This window comes from Sphingopyxis sp. 113P3 (assembly GCF_001278035.1).
Taxonomy (GTDB): Bacteria; Pseudomonadota; Alphaproteobacteria; order Sphingomonadales; family Sphingomonadaceae; genus Sphingopyxis.
The window spans coordinates 1845696-1867895 of the sequence record NZ_CP009452.1; the positions used below are offsets into that span (position 1 = coordinate 1845696).

General features: G+C 65.1%; 17 protein-coding genes, 1 pseudogene and 1 riboswitch. Of the genes and pseudogenes, 9 read left to right on the top strand and 9 right to left on the bottom strand.

The window, feature by feature from the left end; all coding sequences use genetic code 11:
* Nucleotides 1-6: 6 nt before the first annotated feature.
* On the top strand, nucleotides 7-1209 hold the full coding sequence (locus LH20_RS08940; protein ID WP_053553900.1) for a glycosyltransferase family 4 protein: 1203 nt from the start codon (nucleotides 7-9) through the stop codon (nucleotides 1207-1209).
* Nucleotides 1210-1360: 151 nt separating this feature from the next.
* Complete coding sequence (locus tag LH20_RS08945) at nucleotides 1361-2122, top strand: hypothetical protein (protein WP_144423552.1); 762 nt, start codon at nucleotides 1361-1363, stop codon at nucleotides 2120-2122.
* Here LH20_RS08945 and LH20_RS22890 read toward each other — a convergent pair.
* Nucleotides 2053-2810 (bottom strand): annotated as a pseudogene (locus tag LH20_RS22890) (IS5 family transposase). The gene LH20_RS08945 and the pseudogene LH20_RS22890 overlap by 70 nt on opposite strands.
* Nucleotides 2811-2936: 126 nt before the next feature.
* On the opposite strand from LH20_RS22890, the gene LH20_RS08960 reads away from it, so the two are divergent.
* Nucleotides 2937-3518: a sugar transferase gene (locus LH20_RS08960; RefSeq protein ID WP_268796116.1), complete on the top strand. Its 582-nt coding sequence runs from the start codon at nucleotides 2937-2939 to the stop codon at nucleotides 3516-3518.
* Between the two features lie 155 nt (nucleotides 3519-3673).
* Here the strand turns inward: LH20_RS08960 and LH20_RS08965 are convergent, their stop codons facing one another.
* From LH20_RS08965 to LH20_RS08975, 3 genes are read right to left on the bottom strand one after another with little or no spacing between them, the layout of a single operon-like run.
* Nucleotides 3674-4432: an ABC transporter ATP-binding protein gene (locus LH20_RS08965; RefSeq protein WP_053553903.1), complete on the bottom strand. Its 759-nt coding sequence runs from the start codon at nucleotides 4430-4432 to the stop codon at nucleotides 3674-3676.
* Nucleotides 4425-5408 carry a FecCD family ABC transporter permease gene (locus LH20_RS08970; protein ID WP_053553904.1) on the bottom strand — a complete coding sequence of 328 codons (984 nt, stop codon included), beginning with the start codon at nucleotides 5406-5408 and terminating at the stop codon, nucleotides 4425-4427. The genes LH20_RS08965 and LH20_RS08970 overlap by 8 nt, the downstream gene beginning before the upstream one ends.
* A complete protein-coding gene (locus LH20_RS08975) occupies nucleotides 5405-6211 on the bottom strand; it encodes an ABC transporter substrate-binding protein (protein WP_053553905.1) in 807 nt (268 codons plus the stop codon). Before LH20_RS08975 ends, LH20_RS08970 begins: the two co-directional genes overlap by 4 nt.
* A gap of 299 nt (nucleotides 6212-6510) precedes the next feature.
* On the opposite strand from LH20_RS08975, the gene LH20_RS08980 reads away from it, so the two are divergent.
* Nucleotides 6511-7860, top strand: coding sequence for an IS1380 family transposase (locus LH20_RS08980; protein WP_053552723.1), 1350 nt, complete (start codon nucleotides 6511-6513; stop codon nucleotides 7858-7860).
* A gap of 99 nt (nucleotides 7861-7959) precedes the next feature.
* Here the strand turns inward: LH20_RS08980 and LH20_RS08985 are convergent, their stop codons facing one another.
* Complete coding sequence (locus LH20_RS08985; RefSeq protein ID WP_053553906.1) at nucleotides 7960-9831, bottom strand: TonB-dependent receptor plug domain-containing protein; 1872 nt, start codon at nucleotides 9829-9831, stop codon at nucleotides 7960-7962.
* Nucleotides 9832-9907: 76 nt separating this feature from the next.
* A riboswitch (cobalamin riboswitch) is annotated at nucleotides 9908-10098 on the bottom strand.
* 85 nt (nucleotides 10099-10183) lie between these two features.
* On the opposite strand from LH20_RS08985, the gene LH20_RS08990 reads away from it, so the two are divergent.
* The 5 genes from LH20_RS08990 (at nucleotide 10184) to LH20_RS09010 (ending at nucleotide 19408) form a co-directional block, all read left to right on the top strand.
* The gene (locus LH20_RS08990; RefSeq protein WP_053553907.1) at nucleotides 10184-11647 is read left to right on the top strand and encodes a protein adenylyltransferase SelO; all 1464 of its coding nucleotides are present in this window, start codon (nucleotides 10184-10186) and stop codon (nucleotides 11645-11647) included.
* A 273-nt stretch (nucleotides 11648-11920) separates the two neighbouring features.
* Entirely contained in the window at nucleotides 11921-14146 is a 2226-nt protein-coding gene (locus LH20_RS08995) for an autotransporter assembly complex protein TamA (RefSeq protein ID WP_235527166.1), read from the top strand.
* Complete coding sequence (locus LH20_RS09000; RefSeq protein ID WP_053553909.1) at nucleotides 14146-18375, top strand: translocation/assembly module TamB domain-containing protein; 4230 nt, start codon at nucleotides 14146-14148, stop codon at nucleotides 18373-18375. Before LH20_RS08995 ends, LH20_RS09000 begins: the two co-directional genes overlap by 1 nt.
* The gene (locus LH20_RS09005) at nucleotides 18375-18596 is read left to right on the top strand and encodes a hypothetical protein (RefSeq protein ID WP_053553910.1); all 222 of its coding nucleotides are present in this window, start codon (nucleotides 18375-18377) and stop codon (nucleotides 18594-18596) included. Before LH20_RS09000 ends, LH20_RS09005 begins: the two co-directional genes overlap by 1 nt.
* 242 nt (nucleotides 18597-18838) lie before the next feature.
* On the top strand, nucleotides 18839-19408 hold the full coding sequence (locus LH20_RS09010; RefSeq protein ID WP_053556189.1) for a TMEM165/GDT1 family protein: 570 nt from the start codon (nucleotides 18839-18841) through the stop codon (nucleotides 19406-19408).
* 48 nt (nucleotides 19409-19456) lie between these two features.
* On the opposite strand, the gene LH20_RS09015 is transcribed toward LH20_RS09010, so the two are convergent.
* From LH20_RS09015 to LH20_RS09030, 4 genes are all read right to left on the bottom strand, one after another.
* Nucleotides 19457-20368: a HEPN domain-containing protein gene (locus LH20_RS09015; RefSeq protein ID WP_053553911.1), complete on the bottom strand. Its 912-nt coding sequence runs from the start codon at nucleotides 20366-20368 to the stop codon at nucleotides 19457-19459.
* Between the two features lie 57 nt (nucleotides 20369-20425).
* Nucleotides 20426-20680: a hypothetical protein gene (locus LH20_RS09020; protein ID WP_053553912.1), complete on the bottom strand. Its 255-nt coding sequence runs from the start codon at nucleotides 20678-20680 to the stop codon at nucleotides 20426-20428.
* On the bottom strand, nucleotides 20677-20910 hold the full coding sequence (locus LH20_RS09025; RefSeq protein WP_053553913.1) for a zincin-like metallopeptidase domain-containing protein: 234 nt from the start codon (nucleotides 20908-20910) through the stop codon (nucleotides 20677-20679). The genes LH20_RS09020 and LH20_RS09025 overlap by 4 nt, the downstream gene beginning before the upstream one ends.
* Before the next feature lie 327 nt (nucleotides 20911-21237).
* Nucleotides 21238-22101: an ArdC family protein gene (locus tag LH20_RS09030; protein ID WP_030538909.1), complete on the bottom strand. Its 864-nt coding sequence runs from the start codon at nucleotides 22099-22101 to the stop codon at nucleotides 21238-21240.
* Between the last annotated feature and the right edge of the window lie 99 nt (nucleotides 22102-22200).

Consider the following 22200-nt stretch of genomic DNA (forward strand, 5'->3'; position numbering starts at 1 on the left):
TTAGGCGTGTCACAGCATATCGATGATCCCGGCAACACTCCGATTGCTGTGCTATCCAGCTACGCAGAATCGCTCTACAATTTTCGGGGCGACCTGATCCGGTCATTGGTTGAGCGCGGTCATCCTGTATACGCGCTGGCCCCTGATTTTGATTCGGTCAAGAAGGGCCGGGTAGAGGCGCTAGGCGCCACGCCCGTTGATATCCCTCTTGAGCGCAACGGGCTGAACATACTGCGCGATTTGAGAACGATTTGGTCCCTCTACCGTTTCTTTCGCACGCACCGGCCGCGTATCTTCTTTGGCTATTTCATGAAGCCGGTGATCTACGGGACGATCGCGGCTTGGCTGGCGCGAGTGCCCCGTCGCGTCGCGATGGTGGCAGGTTTGGGATTTGTCTTTATCAATGCCGAGCAGCACCCCTCCCTCAAAGCGCGATTGCTCCGCTGCGCGGTGAAAGCTTTATATGCGGTGGCGTTTCGCTGCGCCGACAAAGTGATCTTTCAAAATCGCGATGATCTTTCGCTCATGCTCGATGGCGGGGTGGTGCCGCCTGAGCGGGTGGCGCTCGTGCACGGCAGCGGAGTAAATCTAAATCACTTTCGCCCCGCTCTTCCTCGACGAGGCGGGCGGCCTGTCACGTTTGTTTGGACGGGGCGATTGCTGCGTGAGAAAGGGGTGCTCGAATTGGTCGAAGCCACACGTGCCCTTCGCGACGACGGGTTGGACCTGAATGTGATCCTGGTCGGCGGCATCGATGGTAATCCCGGATCACTTCAGGAATTCGAAGTGCGACAGTGGCATGACGAAGGGATCGTGCACTGGGTCGACAAGGTGGACGATGTCCGCCCCTATTTGCAGGGTGCGGACGTTTTCGTTCTGCCATCTTACCGCGAAGGCCTGCCGCGCAGTACGCAAGAAGCGATGGCGACAGGTCTCGCGGTTATCACCACGGATGTTCCCGGCTGCCGCGAAACGGTAATTGATGGCTTGAATGGCATGCTGGTCCCTGTCCGGTCGGCTGTCGCGCTCGCGGCGGCGATGCGCCGATATCTGAACGAGCCTTCCCTCGCTGCTCAGCATGGAGAGGCTAGTCTTGACCGGGTTCGGTCAAAATTTGATGTGGAAGTTATCAACCAGGCGATGCGGAACATATTAGTTGGTTCAGAAGTTGTAGCGCCGCGGAATGACGAGCGCTCCCTGGATGTCTAAGTTGGAGTGTCTGGATAGGACATTCATAGTATATCTGGCGCCGCGGACGGGCTGCGGTAGGACGAGCTGAGAAAGGGGCGGATTGCGCCCAGAGTACAACAACTTGGGATTGCCTTTGGAGCACGAAAAACCTAGGCGAAAAGGCGTGTATGTGAACAAGATAGATCGCTCGCGGTCGACAATCCGCTCGCTGTCGGCCGTGGCTCGATCGGCTCGCTTCCAGCTTGCTGTGTGTCTGCTGGCAGGGTTGATGCTTCCGCTTGGGTTTCGGGCGCTCTTTGCGGAGCCCCTCCCAATCTCTGGTAATGCGGCGGCGCTGAATTCCCTGTCTGCGGCCGCGTTGGCGATCATCATCGGCGTGTTGGCCATTCGGAAATTCAGCGAATTTCCGGGTGTCATTGGCGCCAGTTACATTTTTCCTACCTTTGCTGCGACATTTGGCATTGCTGTAGCCATCATCCTCGTCACTCGCGCGCCTTACAGCGGTGTCCTGCTATCGCTTTCCTTTGCTATCGTCCTCGCGGCACGCTTCGCTATTGGGGCGCTTGAACACCGCGAAGGCGGAAGCAGTTACTATCTGGTTCCGGGGGGAGAGGTCGACCGGCTTCTCCGGGACCTTGATGGCGCACCTGTCATACTCGAAGACCCGGTCTTGCCGGCGGACAGGCATGCTGCGATCATTGCGGATCTCCACCACGACCATTCGCCCGAATGGGAGCGCACATTTGCACGGGCGGCCCTAAATGGCATCGGCGTCTACCATTACAAACAAGTCTGGGAGGCCCAAACGGGGAAAGTTCGTATCGAACACCTGTCAGAAAACAGCCTAGGGTCGAGACTCAATCACAGCCAGAAGGCGACGGCAGCGGCGAGGCTTACGGCGGATAGGAAGTTGCGGGCGAGCTTGTCGTAACGAGTAGCGATGCGGCGGAAGTCCTTGAGGCGGCAGAACATGGCCTCGACCCGCCAGCGGTCCTTGTAGCGGCGTTCGTCATACTGGATCGGGCGCTTGCGGTTGCGCCGTCCGGGGATCACCGGGATCGTGCCCTGCTCTCGTAAGGCGGCCCTGATGCGGTTCGCGTCGTAGCCACGGTCGGCGATCACCCGCTTCATGCCGATAGTTTCACCGATCAGTAGGTCTGCGCCTTTCACATCAGATGTGTTGCCGGGCGTCAGGACGAGGCGCAGTGGTCTTCCGAGAACATCGACAAGCGCGTGGATCTTCGTTGTCCTGCCTCCACGCGAGATGCCAATGGCATTGGCCCGCGCCCCCCTTTTGCGCCACCGGCAGAGCGGTGAGCCTTGATGTAGCTGCTGTCGATCTGGCCGGTCTCCGCGATCCAGCCTTGCTCGGTCAGCGCCGCCAGGATGCGCGTCCAGATGCCGCGGCGGCTCCACCGGTTCCAGCGATTGTAGACCGTCGTCGAAGGGCCGTATTCGGACGGGCAGTCCGCCCAGCGGCCACCACACTTGAGCATGTGGATGATGCCCGAGATCACCCTGCGATCATCGACCCGCCGCGCTCCGGGCTGGTTCTTCGGCAGGTGGGGCTCGATCGCCCGCCATGCTTCATCCGACAGCCAGAACAACGAACGCGACATCTCCAACAGCCTCCTGCTTCAGTGGAGACTCCCTGAATCAATGTACACGCCGATTTTCAAGAGGCTGATTGAGTTTGGACCCTAGGCTCACTTATTCCGAGTAATTCTTACGCCAAGCTCAAGTGGCTGACCGACATGGTTCTCAGCATAGCGATTTTACCTTTTTTGATAGTCCCGCTCGCGATCACGGCTTTGGCGATCCGGATCGATTCTCCGGGTTCTATTTTCTTCCGCCAAGAACGTATCGGCTATCGTGGCCGTCCTTTTCACGTCCTTAAATTTCGCACGATGGCTGAGAAGAAATCGAGATCGGGCGATGTTGATCTCGTCAACGATGCGATCACGAAAGATGATGACGTTCGAATAACGCGCCTAGGTCGCTTTCTCCGTCAGACGCGGATCGATGAATTGCCGCAGATCTATAATATTCTTCGTGGAGACATGAGTTGGATCGGTCCCCGCCCGGAGGCGCGTCCGCTCTCCGAATGGTATGAAAAGGAAATCCCCTTTTATTCCTACCGTCACATCGTACGGCCGGGCATCACCGGGTGGGCGCAAGTTAATCAAGGGCATGTGGCCGGCATAAGCGAGGTCCACGACAAATTGCGCTTTGATTTTTATTACATCAAGAATTTCTCGATGTGGCTCGACCTGGTTATCTTGTTCAAGACTGTCCTCGTCGTAATCAGGGGAAGCGGGGCGAAGTAAGGCCAGGCCAAAGCTTTCGGAGCTGCTGGACCCCTTCGATCTTCAAGGGTGCATCGCGTTTCCAATCGGCCTTCGCGGCATGTTCTTGACTGAAGATTTATGAGGGGTGTGCACGCAGGCGCCCCCAACCGGACCGTTCGCGCGCTACCCTGTGATCACGCCCGGTTGCGACGAACCGAAAGTCCCGCAACGCCGCCGCCCAGATCGGGCTCAACGTGGACCGAGACGTCAAAAATCTCGAAGGCTCGCTCGGCGATTTCTTCACCCTCGCTGGTTTCGGCGGCGATGCGTCCATTCCTCATCCAGACGATCCTGTCGGCAAACTGCGCTGCCAGATTGAGGTCGTGAAGGACGGCCGCAACGCCCTGGCCCGCGCGGCTCCGCGCCACCAGCCGTGTCATGACGTCGATCTGGCGGCGCGGATCGAGCGCGGCGGCCGGTTCGTCGAGGAGTAGGAGCGGCGCTTCAGCCGCAAAGACCCGCGCGAGCGCGACGAGCGCGAGTTCGCCGCCAGAAAGGGTGGCGGTTGAACGGCTGGCGAGGTGCGCGCAGCCGACTTCATCGAGCCAGCGCGCGGCTTCGCCGGCGCCGCGTGCGACTTCGGCCCCGCCAAAGGCGAAGCGTCCGAGCGCCACCATGTCGGCGACCGAGATCGGCCACGCAACCTCGGCGCGCTGCGGGAGGTAGGCAAGGCGGCGCGCTCGCTCGATGGGGCTGAGGCGTGCGATTTCGTGCGCGCCGAGTAGGACCGATCCCTTATCCGGCCTGGTCTGGCCTGCGAGGAGGCGCATCAGGCTGCTCTTTCCCGAACCATTAGGCCCCACGATGACGACGAGTTCGCCCGGCGACAGGCGAAAATCCGCATCCGCGAGCCGGTCGGCGAGCGTCAGTTCCCGCGCTGTAAGCTCAGTCATGGCGGACCGTCCCGCGGCGCAGCGCGATCAAGAGAAAGATCGGCGCTCCAGCCAGCGCCGCGACCACGCCGAGGCGCAGCTCGGTATCGGTCGGAAGCAGCCGGACGAGCATGTCGGCGACAATGAGCATCGCGGCGCCAGCAAGTGCAGCCGGGATGAGCGCGCGCCCCGGATCATGGCCAACCCAGGGCCTGACGACATGCGGCGCGACGATGCCGACGAAACCCACCGCGCCTGCAAGCGCCACCGAGGCGCCGGATGCAAGTCCGGTGCCGACCACGACAGCGATCTGGGTGCGCCGGAAATCGAGCCCGTGCGCGCTCGCCGCCTCCTCCCCGATTGCGAGCAAGGACAGGCTCCTGCGCTGGGTCAGAAGCATCGCAGCGCCCGCAACCATGAAGGGAAGGGCGAGACCGAGATCGGTGAGCGAGCGGTTGGCGACCGACCCCAATGTCCAATTGACGAGATCGGAAAGCGAGAAGGGATTGGGCGCGAAGTTGAGGATGAGGGCCATCGCCGCGCCGGCAAGGCTTGAGAGGCCAACCCCGATGAGGATCAGCGTCGCCATTCCGCGCGTGCGCACGGCGGCCGAGGCGAGGAGCGCGGTGACCAGGCCCGCGCCGCCGATCGCGCCGAGCGGCAAGGCCCAGGACCAGGCCGCGGCGAGCCCGAAATAAAGCGCCAGCGTGGCGCCGAGCGTCGCCGCGGCCGAGACGCCCAGGATGCCAGGCTCGGCGAGCGGATTGCGCGTCAGCGCCTGCAGGCCCGCGCCGCATAGACCAAGCGCCGCGCCAACCGAGGCGGCAGCCAATATCCGGGGCATGCGGATGTCGAACAAAATGATCGCTGCTGCTGGGTCGCGCCCGCTCAGCCAGTCGGCAAGCAGCGCGGGCGAAAAGCCGCGCGCGCCGGCCATCACGGCAAGCGTAGCGGTGAGCAGCAGCAGCGCTGCGAGCAGGAGGTTGACCCGGGTCATTTTGCCTTTGCCAATTCGGTCACGGCGTGTCCCATCAGCCAGTTCCCGCACGCGAGCCATGCGCCCGGCACCTCGGCCTCGCGCACACCCTGCGTCGCCTGCGCGACAACCGGATGGCGCGAGGATGTCCAATGATCCTGCTGATAGCGCGGACTGTCGAAAAAGGCGCGAAAGACCGCATCGGGCGGCCGCCGTACCATATCCTCGACCGGCAGGCTTCCCCAGCCGGGGGCCGTGCGATAGGGTGTGTATCCGGCAGCCTCGATGACTTCGGCGACGAGCGATCCGGGCCCCGTGGTCACATCGCCGGGTGTGACATAGAGCGCAGTACCCTTGGCCGGGGTACGGCGCGCGGCCGCGAGCTCGCGCTCGAAGCCCGTAGCGCGGGCGCGCGCTTCTCTTTCGGCTCCCAGTTCCCGCCCGACACGGAGCATGTCGGCGCGGCTTTCGGCAAGCGAGGCCGGAAAGCCGAGCTGCACGACCTTGATTCCCATCGCGGCGAGCTGCCGGTCGAGCCGCGCGTCGCCGCCATAGCTGCGCACGACGACCGCGGGCCGAAGGCGCGCGATATCCTCCAGCTGTGGCCTCAGGCGCACGAGGCCCGCCGCGCGCGGCGCTGCAAAGCTCGTGTCGCTGTCGACCTCGAACGATACGGCGCGGATCTGGTGCCGGGGCAGCAGCCCGAGCACCATCTGGTCGGCGCAGAAATCGATGCTCGCGGCGCCATGGGGCGCAGGCAGCGGCGCGCGGCTCTGGCAGCCCGCAAGGACTGCCAGCACCGCCAGGGCCGCCACGCGCTGCATCAGAAACCCCAACGCACCCCGGCATAGGCCGAGCGGCCCGGGGTGTTGTACGTAGCGACATTCTGATATGTCTCGTCGAAGAGATTTTCGACGCGGCCGAAGAGTTCGATTCCCGCGGCAATCGGATAGGAGGCCCTGAGGTCGACCAGGATATAATCGCTGAGCCTTAGCCGCTCTTATGCACCAAGGGGTGTCTGAGCGGTAGGCGGGAGTAGCGTAAAGCTCTGTTCTGAAGTAAGAAATTGGGTGTCTAAGCCGTCCCTGCTCCGGGACAGAAATTGCCATAGGCTACACCCGCCATGACCGACGTTACCTCAAGCTCATTTCGATTCCCAGCGGTCCAACGCAAGAAAGTCACGGCTGCCTTCGACGGCGGTCGCATCACGTCGGACGGCGGGGTTCTGCTATTGGCGCAGGCCGAGCGCGAGATGGACATCTGCAGGCAGCTGGCCACCTGCATCGCCGATCGGCGCGATCCTTCGCGGGTGGTCCACAAGCTGGATGACATTCTGCGGGCTCGGGTTCTGGCGATTGCCTGCGGCTACGAGGACGCCGACGACCTCGACGCCCTGCGTGACGATCCCGGCTTCCGCCTGGCGCTGGGCAAGCTACCGGGTTCGGGCGCGGGCCTTGCCAGCCAACCGACGATGAGCCGCTGGGAAAACGCACCCACCACGCGCGAGCTGGCCCGCATGATGGCCGCGATGGTCGACATCTACTGCGCCAGTTATCCATCCCCGCCCGAGGCGGTGACGCTGGACATCGATGACACCTGCGATGTCGTGCACGGCTACCAGCAGTTATCGTTCTGGAACGGGCATCACGGTGAGCGCTGTTTCCTGCCGATCCACGTCTACGACACGGCAACGGGGCGGCCGGTCGCCATGCTGCTGCGCACCGGCAAGACGCCGAGCGGCGCGGAGGCCGCGGGCCATATCCGTCGCCTGGTGCGGCAGATCCAGAGGCACTGGCCCACGACCCACATCACGATCCGGGGCGACGGCCACTACGGCAGACCCGAGGTCATGAACTTCTGCGAGGCACAGGGCATCGATTATGTCTTCGGCCTGCCCACCAACGCTGTGCTGCGCGCCGATCCACAGATCGTGAAGATTGCCGATGCCTGCGCGGTCAAGCGGGCCGAGGAACAGCACGTGGTCCTGCGAAATTATGCCCAGACCCGCTACGGGGCGAAAAGCTGGAAATGCCAGCGCCGTGTCGTCGCCCGGATCGAGGCCAGCACGCTCGGCATGGATATCCGCTACGTCGTCACCTCGCTCGAGCAGGGCTCGGCCGAGCACATCTACGACACACTCTACTGCGCCCGCGGCCAGGCCGAAAACCTCATCAAGTTGCACAAGGCCCAGCTCGCCAGCGATCGCACGTCATGCCGATCAGCCAACGCCAATCAGATGCGGCTGATCCTGCACACCGCCGCATTCTGGCTGATGTGGCGCATCCAGCAGGCCATCCCCAAGGCAGCCGCGCTTGCCAACGCTGAGTTCGCGACCCTGCGCCTGCGGCTCCTCAAAGTCGCCGCACGCGTCATCGAGACCGCCTCCCGCATCCGGGTCGCCTTCGCTTCCGCCTGTCCCGACGCCGCCCTGTTCCGGATCATCGCCGCCGCCCTCAGGCCCGCCCCGACATAGCCAGTGCGGCCGTGCCGCTGAACGTCCGAGCCCCTCCATCAAACCCGCAAGCCTCTCGATCCCACGCGATGAAAGACGCAGCGGAGGCACTCGGCCTGCTCAAACGCCCGCTGCCGCCAACGATTGATCTTCCCCAAGAACAACATCGTCACGAATAAGAGCGGTTAGGTTGTTCGCCCGGTCATCGAAGCTCTTGCCGGCATAGCGCACCGCGACCGAGAGATCGGCGCCCGATGCGGCGCCGCCGGGTGTCCAGGCGAGCTCGGCGTTGGCAAGATGCCGGGGGCGCCGCGCAAGCCGATTGCCTTCAAGCGGCGATCCCGGGGTGCGGTCGGTTGCCACGGTCAGGCTGTAGTTCGCGCGCACCGCGAAGCTGCTGCCAAGCTTTGCGCCCGCCTCGACCTCGACGCCCTCTGCCCGGGCACGATTGATATTGTCATAAGTGCCGAACGGCCGGTTCCCACTCGCGCAGATCGCGGGCACGGGATCAGGGACGGGCGGGCAGGAGACGAAATCGATGAGGTTGCGGCTGTCGCGGCGATACCAGGCGACATCGACAAAGTGCCGCGCATCGCCCAGCCGCGCGCCGACCTCGTAGGATTTAGCGCGCTCCGGCAGGAGCTCAGGGTTCCCGTAGGCCCCCGCCGAGTCCGAAAGCTGGAACAAGGTCGGCGCCCTGAAACCCTCGCGGTAGCTTGCGCGCACCAGGACATGATCCCCGAGTTTTTGCCCGATGTCGGCGGCAAAGCTCGTCGCGCCGCCAAAATCGCGGTGATCATCGCGGCGAACGCCAAAGGTCAACGAAAATGCACCGGTCGGGCGCGCAGCGAGCATCGCCCAGCCGCCAGTGGTCGCGGTCTGCCCCCGGTCGGGCGCGAAACCGTCGTCGGTGAGCGCGCGCGTCCATTCGCGCTCGGCCCCGGCAATCAGGCGAAGGCTGTCGCCTGCCGTGCTCCCAAAGACATCGCCGAGGCCCCAGTCGATGCTGTAGCTCAGCCGCTCGCTGCGCCCGCGGGCGCGAAAGGTGGGAGCCTCGCCGAGATCAGGATTGAAGTTGTCGCGATTGACGTCTGCGAAGGCGAATTGCAGCCGGTGCGCAAAGCCGCCCGCGCTGCTGCTACCGCCGGGGCGATGCTCGAGGCTCGCCGCGGCATAATGTTCCCTTGTCTTCTGATATTCGTCCGTGTCACCGAAGGTAAAGGCCGGCGGGGCAAAGCCGTCGAGCTCGACGCGGCTCGCGGCATAAAGTCCGAACGCCCTGAAGAGGAGGGTGCTGCCGATCTCGGTGCGATTGCTGAGATTGGCCGAATATTGGCGGTAGCCGTCACGCTCGGTTCCGGCGGCGGCGCTGCTGAAGCCGCGGGTGCGGACAAAGCCGCCGCCGATCCCGAACTGCGAGGCGCCGAGCGCGGCCGTGCGCAGCTGCCCATTCACGCGCACCGTATCGCGCGCACCATATTCGGCGCCGATCCGGCCCGAAGTGCCGCTTGCAAGGTCGGGGTCGGTCGAGGTGATGGACACCACCCCGCCGATCGCCTGGCTGCCCCAGGGCAGGCTGTTCGCGCCGCGCAGCACCTCGATACGGTCTATGCTCCCGAGCATCAGATTGGCAAAATCGAACGCGCCGTTCGGCGATGAGGGATCGCCGACACGCACTCCGTCGATGACGACGAGCGTCTGCGCGTCTTCTGCGCCGCGGATGCGCAGGCTTGCCACCCCGCCGAGCGCGCCATTCTGCGTGACATGGACGCCGGGCAAGCGCGCGATGAGGTCGGCCGCGGCGCCGTTTTGGGCGCGGTCAATCTCTTCCTTGTCGATGATCGACACCGACGCATTGGTCTCGGAAAGCGCCAGCGGCGCACCGATGACGGTAATCGACTGGTCATCGAAGGGCGCTTCGTGCGCCAGCGCGGGCGACGCTGCGGCGAGCGCGAGAAGCGACAGACTGGTTTTATGGGCAAGGGTCTTCATTCAGGTCCTCCAGCGTTACGGTCTTGCCGTCACGCGAGGATCCTCGCCTGCTCCCGGTGCACCCCGCCCGCGCGCAGATAACGGCGACGCTCTGGCAGGTCTCCTGGCTTCCGGGTCGCCGGTGGATTGCGGCCTTCCCGGGGATATGGTCCCCAGTGGCATAGTCGCATCCGCCTCGCCGGTTACAGTTGCGGGGGCAGCGCCGGATTTCACACCGGACTTCCCTTTTCATGCCCGGTAAAGGGCAACCCGAGGTCACGAGGCGGGCCGCTAGCAAAAGCACGCTCGCGCTGCAACGCCAACTTGCAATCAATGATGGGAGGCTCGACATAGGCTCCAACCAGGAGCCGGCATGCAAATCGCCTTCGACAATAGTTTTCACGCGACGATGGAAGGCTTTTATGCGCCAGCCGAGGCGGCGCGTCCTTCAACCCCGCGCCTTTTGGCGTTCAACCATGCGCTTGCCGCGCGGCTCGGGATCGACGCGACCGGCACCGGCGATGACGAACTGGCGCGTCTCTTTTCAGGTGCGGAGCTGCCTCCCGGCGCCGATCCGCTCGCGCTTGCCTATGCGGGACACCAGTTCGGCCATTTCTCGCCGCAGCTCGGCGACGGGCGCGCGCTGCTCCTTGGCGAGGTCGTGGCGCCTGACGGTGTCCGCTTCGACATTCAGCTCAAGGGTTCAGGACCCACGATGTTCTCGCGCAACGGCGACGGCAAGGCCGCAATCGGTCCCGTTCTGCGCGAATATCTCGTCTCGGAAGCCATGGCGGCGATGGGCGTGCCGACGACGCGCGCGCTCGCAGCGGTTGCAACGGGCGAGCGCGTCCAGCGCGAGCGCGCACACCCCGGCGCAGTGCTGACGCGCGTCGCGCGCAGCCATATCCGCGTTGGCACCTTCCAGTTCTTTGCCGCGCATTTCGGAGCAGAGCATGTCATCCGCCTCTCCGACTATGCGATCGCCCGCCACTTTCCCGAGCTCGCGGAGGCGGCGAACGCGCACCTTGCGCTGCTTGAGAGGGTCATTGACCTTCAATGTTCGCTCGTCGCTCATTGGATGAGCGTTGGCTTCATCCACGGCGTAATGAACACCGACAATGTCGCGATCTCGGGCGAGACGATCGATTATGGGCCATGCGCTTTCATGGACCGCTTCTCGGTGAGCACCGTGTTCAGTTCGATCGACGCCCATGGCCGCTATGCCTATGGGCGCCAGCCGCAGATCATGCATTGGAACATGGCGCGCTTCGCCGAAGCGCTGCTACCTGCGATCCACGCGGTCGATCCCGCTGACGTCGAGCGCGCAAAGGAGCTGGTCGCGGCAGTACCGGACCGGTTTCGGAGCGTCTGGCTCGACACCATGCGCGCGAAACTCGGGCTAGGTGAGGCAGCCGGTGGCGATCCTGAGCTTATCGATGAGCTGTTCGCCGAGCTTGAGCGCCATGGCGCCGATTTCACCGGCTTTTTCCGCGCGCTTTCGAGGCTTCTGCGCGGGGACCGCGCGGCGCTCGATGCACTGCTCCCCGGTGAAGGCGCGATGGGGTCATGGATCGCCGCATGGCGCGCGCGGATCGAGGAGGAAGGGGGAGATTTTGCAGAGCGTGCCGAAGCGATGGACGCGGTGAACCCGCTCTACATCCCGCGCAACCACCTTGTTGAGGCCGCGCTCGCCGCCGCCGAGGCGGGCGATATGACGCCGTGGCTCCGCCTCCTTGAAACGGTGCAGCATCCCTTTGCCGCGCGCGCCGACCGGGCCGAGTTTGCCGGGCCTGCGCCCGAGGACTTCGGTCCCTATACGACCTTCTGCGGAACCTGACGGGCGCCGGCTCGTTGACCCCTTGGGTGATCGCACGGTCCTGTCAGGGGGATTTCATCGCAAATGCTGCTTTTGTGCGATCTTCCTCGAGCAAAATCGCCTTGCGCCCCGCCGCGCCGCAAGCCACAAGTGCGCATCGGCTGTGCACAGATGCAAAATTCTGAAAATCCTCGCTTATTGACACCCGTCCGCCCGCCGCGGCTCCATCACGGACTGATTTTGTCCGCGTCGCTTTTCGCGTTTGGCTGGACGGGCTCTGCTTTTGCGCAGCAGGTGCCGCCTGCGGCCGCCGAAAGCCAGGAGGAAAGCCCCGCGCCGGACGCACCAGGCGAGATCGCGGCGCCGACCCCGCCGCCCGCCGACGTGATCCTGCCCGAGGTCGAGCCGATCATCGGCGACGACGAGTTTGACGATGCGATCCCGCCGATCAGCGCCGATGATGATCCCGAGCTCGACCGTCCGCTGGAATCGATTGCCGAATTTGAGCGGCGACAGGCGGCCGAGCGTGCGGCCGATGCCAGCAGCGATGGCGACGGGCCGCCGAGTGTCGATGGCACGCCGGTCCCGGCGCTCGCCGACGGGGATGCGGTCGAGGCGATCGGTGACGCACCGATCACCGATAGTGAACTTGCCGCACCGCTTCCTGCGCTCGAAAATTTCAACGTCGAGCCGGTCGAATTCGCCGAGCCCGAGGAGGCCGACGCGCATCGTACGATCGAATATACGGTGCAGGTCAACGGCCTTGCGGGCGCCGATGCGACGACGGGGGTCGATCTTGCCGACCTCTTCGGCGATCTTTCCGCGCTCTATGATGGCGATGGCAAAGCTGAAAATGGCGCGATGGTCCGCGCCCGCCTGTCGGCCGACGCCGAGCTCCTTCAGCGCATCCTCGCGTCCGAAGGCTATTATGACGCCAAGGTCGAAACGCGGATCGACCGGACGCCGCGAACCGAGGATGCCGGCGGGGATGGAGAGAGCCGGGCGCGGCGCCGGCGAGGGCCGCTCATCGCGGTCATCGACGTGACACCGGGACAGCGATACATCTTCTCCAGCATCGCTATCGATGCGAAGCCCACCGTTCCCCCGACGCTGATCAGCGACAACTTCCCGCTCAGCGTCGGTGAGCCGATCGTTTCCGAGCGGGTCCAGGGCGCCGAAGCCGCGCTCGCACTCAAGCTCCCCGAAGAGGGCTATCCTTTTGCGAAGATCGGCCAGCGCGACATTCTCCTCGACGGGGCGACGGGCGGGGGCGACTATACGCTGCCCGTCGACATCGGTCCGCGCGCGCGTTTTGGCGGGTTCGAGACGACAGGCGATCTCGCCTTCGATGCCGACCATGTCGAGGTCCTCTCGCGCTTCAGGCGCGGCGAGCTCTACGATAGCCGCATGGTCGATGACCTGCGGCAGGCGCTCGTCGCGACAGGGCTCTTCTCGACCGTTGCGGTCGAACCGCAGAAGACAGGCGAGAGCGCAGGGGATGACACCGAATATGTGACGATGCTCGTCACGCAGGATGCCGGCCCCCCGCGCACGATCGCGGCGAGCGCGGGCTACGGCACGGGCGAGGGGATTCGGCTTGAAGGGAGCTGGACGCACCGCAACCTCTTCCCGCCAGAAGGCGCACTCATCGTCCGGGGCGTCGCGGGAACGCAGCAGCAAGGGATCGGCGCGACCTTCCGCCGCTCGAACGCAGGCCGGCGCGACCGGACCTTCGAGCTGGTCGCCGAAGCATCGCGCAACAATTACAACGCCTTCGAAGCGCTGACCGGGCGCCTCGCCGCGCGGGTCAGCGTTGAGTCGACGCCGATCTGGCAAAAGAAATTCACCTATGCCTATGGCGCTGAGGTGATTGCGACGAGCGAGGATGACTATGATTTCGCGCGCGGCGTGCGTGATCGCGACCTTTATTACATTCTCGGGCTGACCGGGCAGGTCGGCATGGACCGCACCGACAGCCTGCTCGACCCGACCAAGGGCTTCCGCGTCACCGCACTCGTGCAGCCTGAAGGCTCCTTGAGCGGAAAGTTCACCCCTTATGCGCGCACCCGTCTCGACGTCAGCGGCTATTATCCTGTCACCGACAGCATCGTCGTGGCGGGACGCGTGCGGGTCGGCTCGATCCTCGGCGCCTCGCGCGAGCGCCTCGCTCCGTCGCGGCGATTCTATGCTGGCGGCGGCGGTTCGGTGCGCGGCTTTGGCTATCAGGAGCTCGGGCCGAAGGATCCCAATCTCGACCCGATCGGCGGGCGCAGCATCAACGAGGCGGCCCTTGAGGCACGCTACCGCTTCGGCAATTTCGGCGTCGTCGGCTTCGTCGACGCGGGCCAGGTCTATCGGGGTTCGACCCCGACCTTCTCCGACCTGCGCTTCGGGGCGGGGATCGGCGCGCGCTACTACACCAATTTCGGTCCGATGCGCCTCGACGTTGCGACGCCGATCGACCGCAGGCCAGGCGAGGCGCGGGTGAGCGTCTATGTCTCGATCGGTCAGGCGTTCTGATGGCAACGGACGCGCCCTTCGATGCCGAGGATGGCGCGCCCGCCGCCGCCAGTCCCTGGCCGCGCCGCATCGCGCGCTGGGCCGCCGCCGGGCTCCTCGGTCTTCTCGCGCTAGTCGCGCTCTTCCTCGTTGGCCTCAACAGCGACGCGGGGCGACGCTTTGTCGTCACCCAGATCGAGAAATATGAATTTGAAAACGGGATGAAGATCGGCATCGGTCGGCTCGACGGGTCGCTCTACGGCGCGATGATCGTCCGCGACTTTTCGCTGTCGGACACCAAGGGGCGCTTCCTCACCTCGCCTGAATTGCGCATCGACTGGCGGCCCTTTGCCTTCCTGTCGAACCATGTCGATGTGCGCTCGGCGACCGCGAGGCTGATCAATGTCGAGCGATTGCCCGAATTCAAGCCGGTGCCCGACACAGACGAGCCGCTGCTTCCCGACATCGACATCGACGTTTCAAGGCTTGAAGTCGACCGGATCGTCTTCGCACCGGCTGTTGCTGGCGAACGCCAGGAGGCGCGCCTCAGCGGCAAGATCGCTATCGCTGACCGCCGCGCGCAGGTGAATGCTGATGCCGAGACGATCGGCGCGAACGCCAAAGGGGACACGCTGAAACTGCTGCTCGATGCGGTGCCCGAGCAGAACCGGCTCGCGATGACGCTCGATATGCGCGCGCCCGCAGGCGGGGTACTCGCGGCGATGGGCGGTTTTAGCGAACCGCTCACCGCGAAGCTCGATGGGCGCGGCGACTGGAAGGCTTGGAAAGGAACGCTCAACGCCAACCTTGGCGCCAGCCCGCTGGCGCGCATCGCCCTTACCGCGCGGGACGGCGAATTTGCCGCCAAGGGCGAGGCTCAGCCCGCCAGGCTCCTCGCCGGAGCAAGCGCCGCGCTTTTCTCGCCCAGGACCGACATCGACCTCAAGGCGCGGCTCGCCGAGCGCAAGGCCGATCTCGACGGTCGACTTTCGTCGGAGGCGTTCCGCCTCGGGATCAGCGGCGGTGTCGATCTCGGCACCAATCGCTACGAGGACCTCGCTCTTGCCTTTGTGCTGCTGCGCCCCGGGGCCCTCGCGCCGGCGGTCCGCGGGAGCGGGGTGCGTGCAAGCGCGAAACTCAACGGCGCCTTCGCGCTTCCGACGGTCGAATATCAGGCAAATGCGGCGGCGCTCGCGGTGAACGACATCGTGGTCGAGGCGCTTAGCCTCTCGGGCAAGGCGCGCGTCGATGCCGACCAGATCCTGATCCCCGTCGCGGGGCGCGCGGCGCGCATTCGCGGGCTCGATACCGTCGCTGGCGGGACGCTCACCGCCGTGCGCCTCGACGGCGACCTTGCCTATGCCGAGGGCCGCATCCTCAGCGACAATCTGCGCCTGCGCTCGCCGCGCATCGACGCCAAGGCCATCATCGTCGCTGACCTCAACAAGGGCTTCTACACCGGCGCGATCGACGGGCGCGTCAACAACTACCGGATCGAAAGCGTCGGCCTGTTCAATATCGATACGCGGATGGACCTCAAGACCGAGCCGCGCGGCGGCTGGGCGATCGCAGGCCGCGTCCGCGCACGCTCGACACAGCTCTTCAATTCAGGCGTGCGCGACCTTCTCGGCGGCAATGCCGTGACGAGCGCCGACGTCCGCTATGGCACCGACGGCATTGTCCACTTTTCGGACCTGCGGCTGAGCGCGCCGCGGCTTCGCGTCACCGGCGGACAGGGGAGCTACGCGCCTGACGGCCGCATCCGGCTCGCGGCCCGTGCGCAGTCGGCCGACTATGGCCCGCTCGGCGTCGAGGTCGCGGGCACGATCAGCGACCCGCGCGCGGTACTGCGGGCCGAGCGTCCGGGTCTGGGGATTGGGCTTGCCAATCTCGAAGCGCGGATAAACGGCGCGCCGAACGGCTACCGGCTCGCTGCAACCGGCGATACTGACTATGGTCCCTTGTCAGCTGATGTCGTGCTGCTCACCGCAAGCGGACCGCTGACAATCGACGTCGAACGCGCGGACCTTTCGGGCATCGTGATGCAGGGTCGGCTGGTCCAGAGCGGGGCGGGACCCTTTGTCGGGCGGCTCGACGCGGCGGGGCAGGGGCTTGGCGGGCTCGTCCGCCTCAGCGCGGACGGTCCGTATCAGGCCGCCGCAATCAATGTGCGGGCCAATAATGTCACCTTGCCGGGCCCGGCGCAGCTCCGGGTCGGATCGGCAGTCGTCGATGCCGACGTCACGCTTTACGACCAGCCGCGGGTCATCGCGGACATCCAGCTTGCTTCAACGCGCATCCGCGAAGTCGACATTGCGGTGGGGCGCGTGAAGATCGATTATCAGGATGGACGCGGCAAGGCGCAGGCCCTCGTCGAGGGGGTGAGCGGCGTTCCGTTCCGCGTTGCGGTAAACGGCGACCTTCAGCCCGACCTCTGGCGCGCCTCGGTGCAGGGGCGCGCGGCGGGCATCGCCTTCAAGACGGCGTCACCCGCGCGGATCGTCCCCGGCGCCGATGGTTATGAACTATTGCCGACCACCATCGATCTCGGGCGCGGCAGCAGCGCCCGTCTTGCCGGGCGGTTCGGGGAGGGGGTCATGCTCCAGAGCCGGCTCGACCGCGTCAACATGACGCTCCTCAACGCCGTCTATCCCGACATGGGGCTTGGAGGCCGCGCGAGCGGCAGCCTCGATTTCGAGCAGGCGAGCGCGGACGCCTTTCCCCGCGCCGACGCCAGGCTGACGGTCAACAATTTTACCCGGACGACCGCCGCGACGGTGAGCGAGCCGGTGGACATTAATTTTGCAGGCAAGCTGCTCGCCGACGGCGGCGAGGCGCGCGCCGTGATCCGCAAGCGCGGCAGCGTGATCGGGCGGCTGCAGGCCTCGCTCCGCCCGCTTGGGCCAGGCGCGGGACCCTGGACAACGCGCCTCAGCGCCGCCCCGCTGTCGGGCGGCGTCCGCTACAACGGACCCGCCGAAACTCTCTTCTCCTTCGTCGGAACGGGCGAGCAGCGCCTCTCCGGCCCGATCGCGCTGGCAGCCGATTTCAGCTGCCGCGTCGCCGACCCCTGTCTAAACGGCGTCGTACGCGGGAACGGCATGGTCTATGAGAATCTCACCTACGGGACGCGGCTCACCGATATCGTGACGAACGGCCGCTTCACGGGCAACCGGCTCGAGATCGAGCAATTTACCGCAACCGCGGGCGACGGGTCGATCAAGGCGAATGGCTTTGTGAGCCTCGCGGCGGCCGATGGTTATCCGATGAAGATCGAGGCGACGCTCGACAATGCGCGGCTCGCGCGCAGCGACAATATCGGCGCGCGCGCCACCGGCAATCTGACCCTTGAAAAGGCTAAGGGGCAGGCGGCACTCCTCTCAGGGAGCCTCAGGCTTCCCGAAACGCGCTACCGGATCGTTCGCGAGGGCGCAGCGCAAGTCCCGGTGCTCACCGGCGTCCGCCGCAAGCCCCCGGCAGGACGCCAACGTATCAGCGGCGAGGGGCTCGCGGCGGTCGGCGGCAGTCTCTTTGATCTCATCCGTCTCGACATCCGCCTGCGCGCGCCAGACCAGATCTATGTGAGCGGCATGGGGCTCGAAACCGAATGGCAGGCCGACGTGACGCTGCAGGGGACGACCGAGGCGCCGCGCGTGACCGGCGAAATCGACCTCGTGCGCGGCACGCTCGGCTTTGCCGGCCGCTCGTTCGATCTTGAGGAGGGCAAGGTGACCTTCCCGACGGGCGATGCCTATGATCCCTCGATCCGCCTTCTTGCGAGCGACACGATCGAGGAGGTGACGGTCAACGTCGCGGTCTCGGGCCGTGCGATGAACCCGCAGATCAATTTCTCAAGCGTGCCGGGGCTGCCGCAGGACGAAATCGTCTCGCGCATTCTCTTCGGCGACTCGATCACGACGCTGTCGCCGCTCCAGGCGGTGCAGCTCGCCTCGTCATTGAATGCGCTGCGCAGCGGCGGCGGGGGGCTCAGTCCTTTGGGCGCGCTCCAGTCGGCAACGGGCATCGACCGGCTGCGCATTCTGGGGCCCGATGATACGCAGGGCCGAGGCACAGCGCTCGCCGCCGGGCAATATATTTCGAACGATATCTATCTTGAGGTGATCACCGACGCGCGCGGCTATACCGCGACCCAGCTCGAGATCAGCCTGTCGCGCGCGCTGTCGCTTCTCAGCCAAGCGGGCGGCTCGGGCCAGTCGAACCTCTCGATCCGCTATCGCAAGGATTATTGATGCGCGTGGCATTCCTCTTGCTTGCGCTTCTCTCCCTCGGTGCCTGCAAGGATGAGCCCGATTTCGAGACGCGCTACGAAAGGGCCGTGAAGGAGGTCGATGCGAGGGCGAAGGCGATGGACGCCGACATCGCCGAGGCCGAGCGAGCGGCAAAGGCCGCAGGGGTAGATCCATCGGTCCCGGCCGAGCTCGGCGAACGAGGCGAACCACTTCCACAATAGCCGGAGCTCGCGGGGCTTGCCTTGCGCCGATCCGCCGTCTAACGCCTCCCCGTCATCTGGGGAGTAGCCAGCCGCCCGTTCGGGGCGGGCCGCCGCGTCAACATGCTCGGCCGAGAGGTCGTGGTGCGGTGGAAGCGGGTCACCGCTTGGGCGAGACCAATGGCGTCGACCTTTCGTCCGGGCCGGGCGGCGGGTTCGATAGCCGTTGGAATCGCGCTGCCGCCCGGCCCCGAGGTTTGTTCATGGAAGCCATTTTGACGTCGACCGCCGTCGTCGCCCTCGCCGAGATCGGCGACAAGACGCAGCTGCTCGCCATTCTTCTTGCGACGCGCTTCAATCGTCCCCTTCCGATCATCTTCGGCATTCTGGTTGCGACCCTCGCGAACCATGCACTCGCCGCGCTGCTCGGCGCGCAGGCCGCCGCCTTCCTTGACAGCCATGTCTTTCGCTATGCGGTTGGCGCCTCGTTCCTTGCGATGGCGATGTGGACGCTCATTCCTGACAAGCTCGACGACGAGGAAGCACCCAAGCCGCGCTTCGGCGCCTTCCTGACGACGCTTGTTGCCTTCTTCCTCGTCGAGATGGGCGACAAGACGCAGGTGGCGACGATCGCGCTTGGCGCGCAATATCAAAGCGTCCTCTGGGTCACGGCCGGGACCACGCTCGGCATGATGATCGCCAACGTCCCGGCGATTTTCCTTGGCAATGAGCTGCTGAAGCGCGTGAACCTTGCCACCGTGCGACGGATCACGGCGGCGCTTTTCCTGGTGATCGGTCTCTGGGTGATTGCGCAGACAGCGGGCTGGCTCTGATCCATGGTGTGAAGCGCTTGCTCATCGCCAGGACCGATCACTTATCGTTTACGGTGAGTCCGTCCGGAGCGCGTCAATATGCTCGCGACAAATCGTCTCGACGAGACCTTCGAGCATGGCGACGCGCTCGCCGATCCAGCTCAGCTCCTCGACGCTGATCTTGAATTGAGGCGAGTACCTGGCCTGGACATACGCGAGACGCAGCAGCTCGAAGCAGCGGCGGCTGAATTTGTCTTTGCGCGGCCAGGCCTCGGCGAGCGCGGGCGCGATCTGCTCGCACTGCGAGCGCAGGAAATTGAGACGGTGCGATTTTGGCGAGTACAGACACAGCACGAGCAAGGTGCAATGATAAAGGCGCTCGGTCGCCTGATGAAACGCGAACGCGGCTTCTTTTGGTGCGTCGGTTGAAGAAAAGAATTCCGCGCCACGCCGGAAATTCTGCGCACTCTTGAACCACTCATCAAAGTATTTCTCCGCCTCAACCCGCGCTTCCTCGGACGGCAGGTTGCGCGGCTGCGCAAACTCGAACCCTTCGGCCTCGTAGAGCGCGATGCCTTGCTCGATGATATCGACGAAGAAAGGGCGCCCGCGCTCAAGCTGCGCGTTCACGTCCTTCAGCGAATGCACGATGAAGCTCACCGGTGCGCTCAGCGTCTTCGCGATCGTCACCTCGCGCATCAGCCGATCCTCGGCTGCCGACCAATGCTCGAACTCGGTGAGCCGGTCGTAGTTGACCACGACGAGGATGTCATAGTCAGAGTGATATCCACCGACCGGGTCATCGACCCAGTCACCGCGGGCGTAGCTCCCGTAGAGGATGACCTTGAGGATGCGGCCCTTGCGGTTCCAGTCGGCATTGCCGCGCGCGTGCGCGGTCTCGAATTCCTCGAACAGGATGCGCACGACCTCGGCAATTTCGCGCTGCTTGGCTGGCGGGAGATGATCAAGGCCGGTTCGCATATTCTCTACCCTGAAAGGCGGCGGGCGGGAAGGCAAGCCCATCCGGCCCGCCGTGTCTCAAAGCCATGGCCAGACGAGCCAGGGCAAGCGCGCATGGAGGCAGCGCGACCAGATGCCGAGCGCGCGCGCGAATTCCTCGGTGACCTCCTCGACGGTAATGCCGTGCCGCGTGGCGAGCTCGTGATAGGAGGTCTTGTCGAAGCGGATCGCGAGCAGGATATCGCCTTGCCTCGCACTCATCTTGGCAAGCGCGATGCGCATGCGGCGCTCGGTATCCTCGATGCTGACCTTGGAAAGATCGCGCCGCCTCATGGTGCGTCTCCAGCAAGGGCGAGGAGATAATCGCTCGCCTTGCTCGCAAGGCTCGCTGCGCGAAAGATTGCCCTCTCGTCGTCACGAAGCACCGAGAGCCACGAGGCAATATAATCTGAATGCCGCACGGTCGGTGTGATACCGAGCGACGCGCAGGTGAAGGCCGCTGCAATCTCGGCGATATATCCTGACAGTCCAGCGAAAAATGGCGGTTGGAAGGTGAAAACCATCGGTGCCTCCAGCACTGCCCAAAAACCCCATGGCTCCCCCGAGGCGGGGGTGGGCGGCGAGAACGACCGGAGAGGCCCGCGCAAGCGGGGGGCCGCACCCGGAGGGGCGAAATGAAATGGAGCAGCTCGGCGAAGCCGGGCTTGCGGCGCGCCGTGGCGGGCCTAGCAGGGAGCGCCGACCAGACCCGCATCGAGGGAGGCACGAAAAATAAGCGCCGCCGCGCCAGCGGCGTCCGCTGGTGAGCGGGCGAAGCCCGCGCATCGCCGTGCGCGACGAAGCGGCCGAGCCCGCGAGGGATCGACCGCTCGGCTTTGGTCGCTGCTGGATCATGGCTGACGGGCGTGCATCCAGTCGGCCGCTGCCTGCGCCTTGCTCGCCGCGGTGAAGATCGCCCGCGGCTCGTCCTTGAGCAGTTGCAGCCAAGAGGCGATATAGGCCGCGTGATCGGGTCGCGGTTCGTGCGCGATCCCAAGATCGGCGAGCAGGAACGATGCGGTCAGTTCGGCGGTCGCTTCCTCCATGGCGAGCGCGTGCCTGGTCCACTTGGCGCTGAAATCCCGGTCAAGCCGATGGGCTGCGCCACTGGCATGAGCTGCCTCGTGAATATGGGTGGCGTAGAAGCCGTGGGCATCGTGGAAGGCGCTGAAATCCGGCATGTGAATGCGGTCTTCGGCGATATGATAATAGGCGCTGGCCGAGCCGTAGACAGTATCGATGCCGAGCGCGGCGATGAAGGCTTCGGCGGCGGCGAGGCGTTCGCTCTCAGGCAGGTCCGGCGCCGGTTCGGGCGCGTAGCCATCGACCTGATCGGCGTTGAACAGGCTGAACGCCTTGGCGAAAAGCCGTCGATGGTCGTCATCGCCGCCGGCGTCGTCACCCTTCGCGCGAAACTCCTTCCAGAGGACGCCGAGGCTGGCGTGCTCGCCCTTGCGGACCTGCGCGCCGAGCGCCTGCCACTGGCGATAGGTGCCCCAGACCCCGCTCGCGTAGCCGCTGCCATAGGCGGCCGCCCAGAGCGAGATCGTATTTATGCCGCGATAGGGCTTGCCGCTGGCGACGTTGGTCGGGCGGGTGACGTCGGCGCCAAAATGATGCCACGGCATGCGCCAGGTGCCGGTGCCGGCTTCGATGGCGTCGACGATCGCTTGCGTGACGCGAGCGTAGACGTCTGAGCGTGGTGAGGCTGACATGATATGTTCTCCGTTCTCGCGCCGGGGACCATCCCCGGCGGCGGAGGCCCGTTCGCGCCGGGCACAGGGGGGCTCGCGCACCCGTCAGGGCCGCAGCGA

What these genes read in the sequence shown, in the direction of transcription:
- LH20_RS08965 (WP_053553903.1), bottom strand. Translation starts at nt 4,432, where the DNA reads ATGACTGAGCTTACAGCGCGGGAACTGACGCTCGCCGACCGGCTCGCG.
- LH20_RS08970 (WP_053553904.1), bottom strand. Translation starts at nt 5,408, where the DNA reads ATGACCCGGGTCAACCTCCTGCTCGCAGCGCTGCTGCTGCTCACCGCT.
- LH20_RS08975 (WP_053553905.1), bottom strand. Translation starts at nt 6,211, where the DNA reads ATGCAGCGCGTGGCGGCCCTGGCGGTGCTGGCAGTCCTTGCGGGCTGC.
- LH20_RS08980 (WP_053552723.1), top strand. Translation starts at nt 6,511, where the DNA reads ATGACCGACGTTACCTCAAGCTCATTTCGATTCCCAGCGGTCCAACGC.
- LH20_RS08985 (WP_053553906.1), bottom strand. Translation starts at nt 9,831, where the DNA reads ATGAAGACCCTTGCCCATAAAACCAGTCTGTCGCTTCTCGCGCTCGCC.
- LH20_RS08990 (WP_053553907.1), top strand. Translation starts at nt 10,184, where the DNA reads ATGCAAATCGCCTTCGACAATAGTTTTCACGCGACGATGGAAGGCTTT.
- LH20_RS09000 (WP_053553909.1), top strand. Translation starts at nt 14,146, where the DNA reads ATGGCAACGGACGCGCCCTTCGATGCCGAGGATGGCGCGCCCGCCGCC.
- LH20_RS09005 (WP_053553910.1), top strand. Translation starts at nt 18,375, where the DNA reads ATGCGCGTGGCATTCCTCTTGCTTGCGCTTCTCTCCCTCGGTGCCTGC.
- LH20_RS09010 (WP_053556189.1), top strand. Translation starts at nt 18,839, where the DNA reads ATGGAAGCCATTTTGACGTCGACCGCCGTCGTCGCCCTCGCCGAGATC.
- LH20_RS09015 (WP_053553911.1), bottom strand. Translation starts at nt 20,368, where the DNA reads ATGCGAACCGGCCTTGATCATCTCCCGCCAGCCAAGCAGCGCGAAATT.
- LH20_RS09020 (WP_053553912.1), bottom strand. Translation starts at nt 20,680, where the DNA reads ATGAGGCGGCGCGATCTTTCCAAGGTCAGCATCGAGGATACCGAGCGC.
- LH20_RS09025 (WP_053553913.1), bottom strand. Translation starts at nt 20,910, where the DNA reads ATGGTTTTCACCTTCCAACCGCCATTTTTCGCTGGACTGTCAGGATAT.
- LH20_RS09030 (WP_030538909.1), bottom strand. Translation starts at nt 22,101, where the DNA reads ATGTCAGCCTCACCACGCTCAGACGTCTACGCTCGCGTCACGCAAGCG.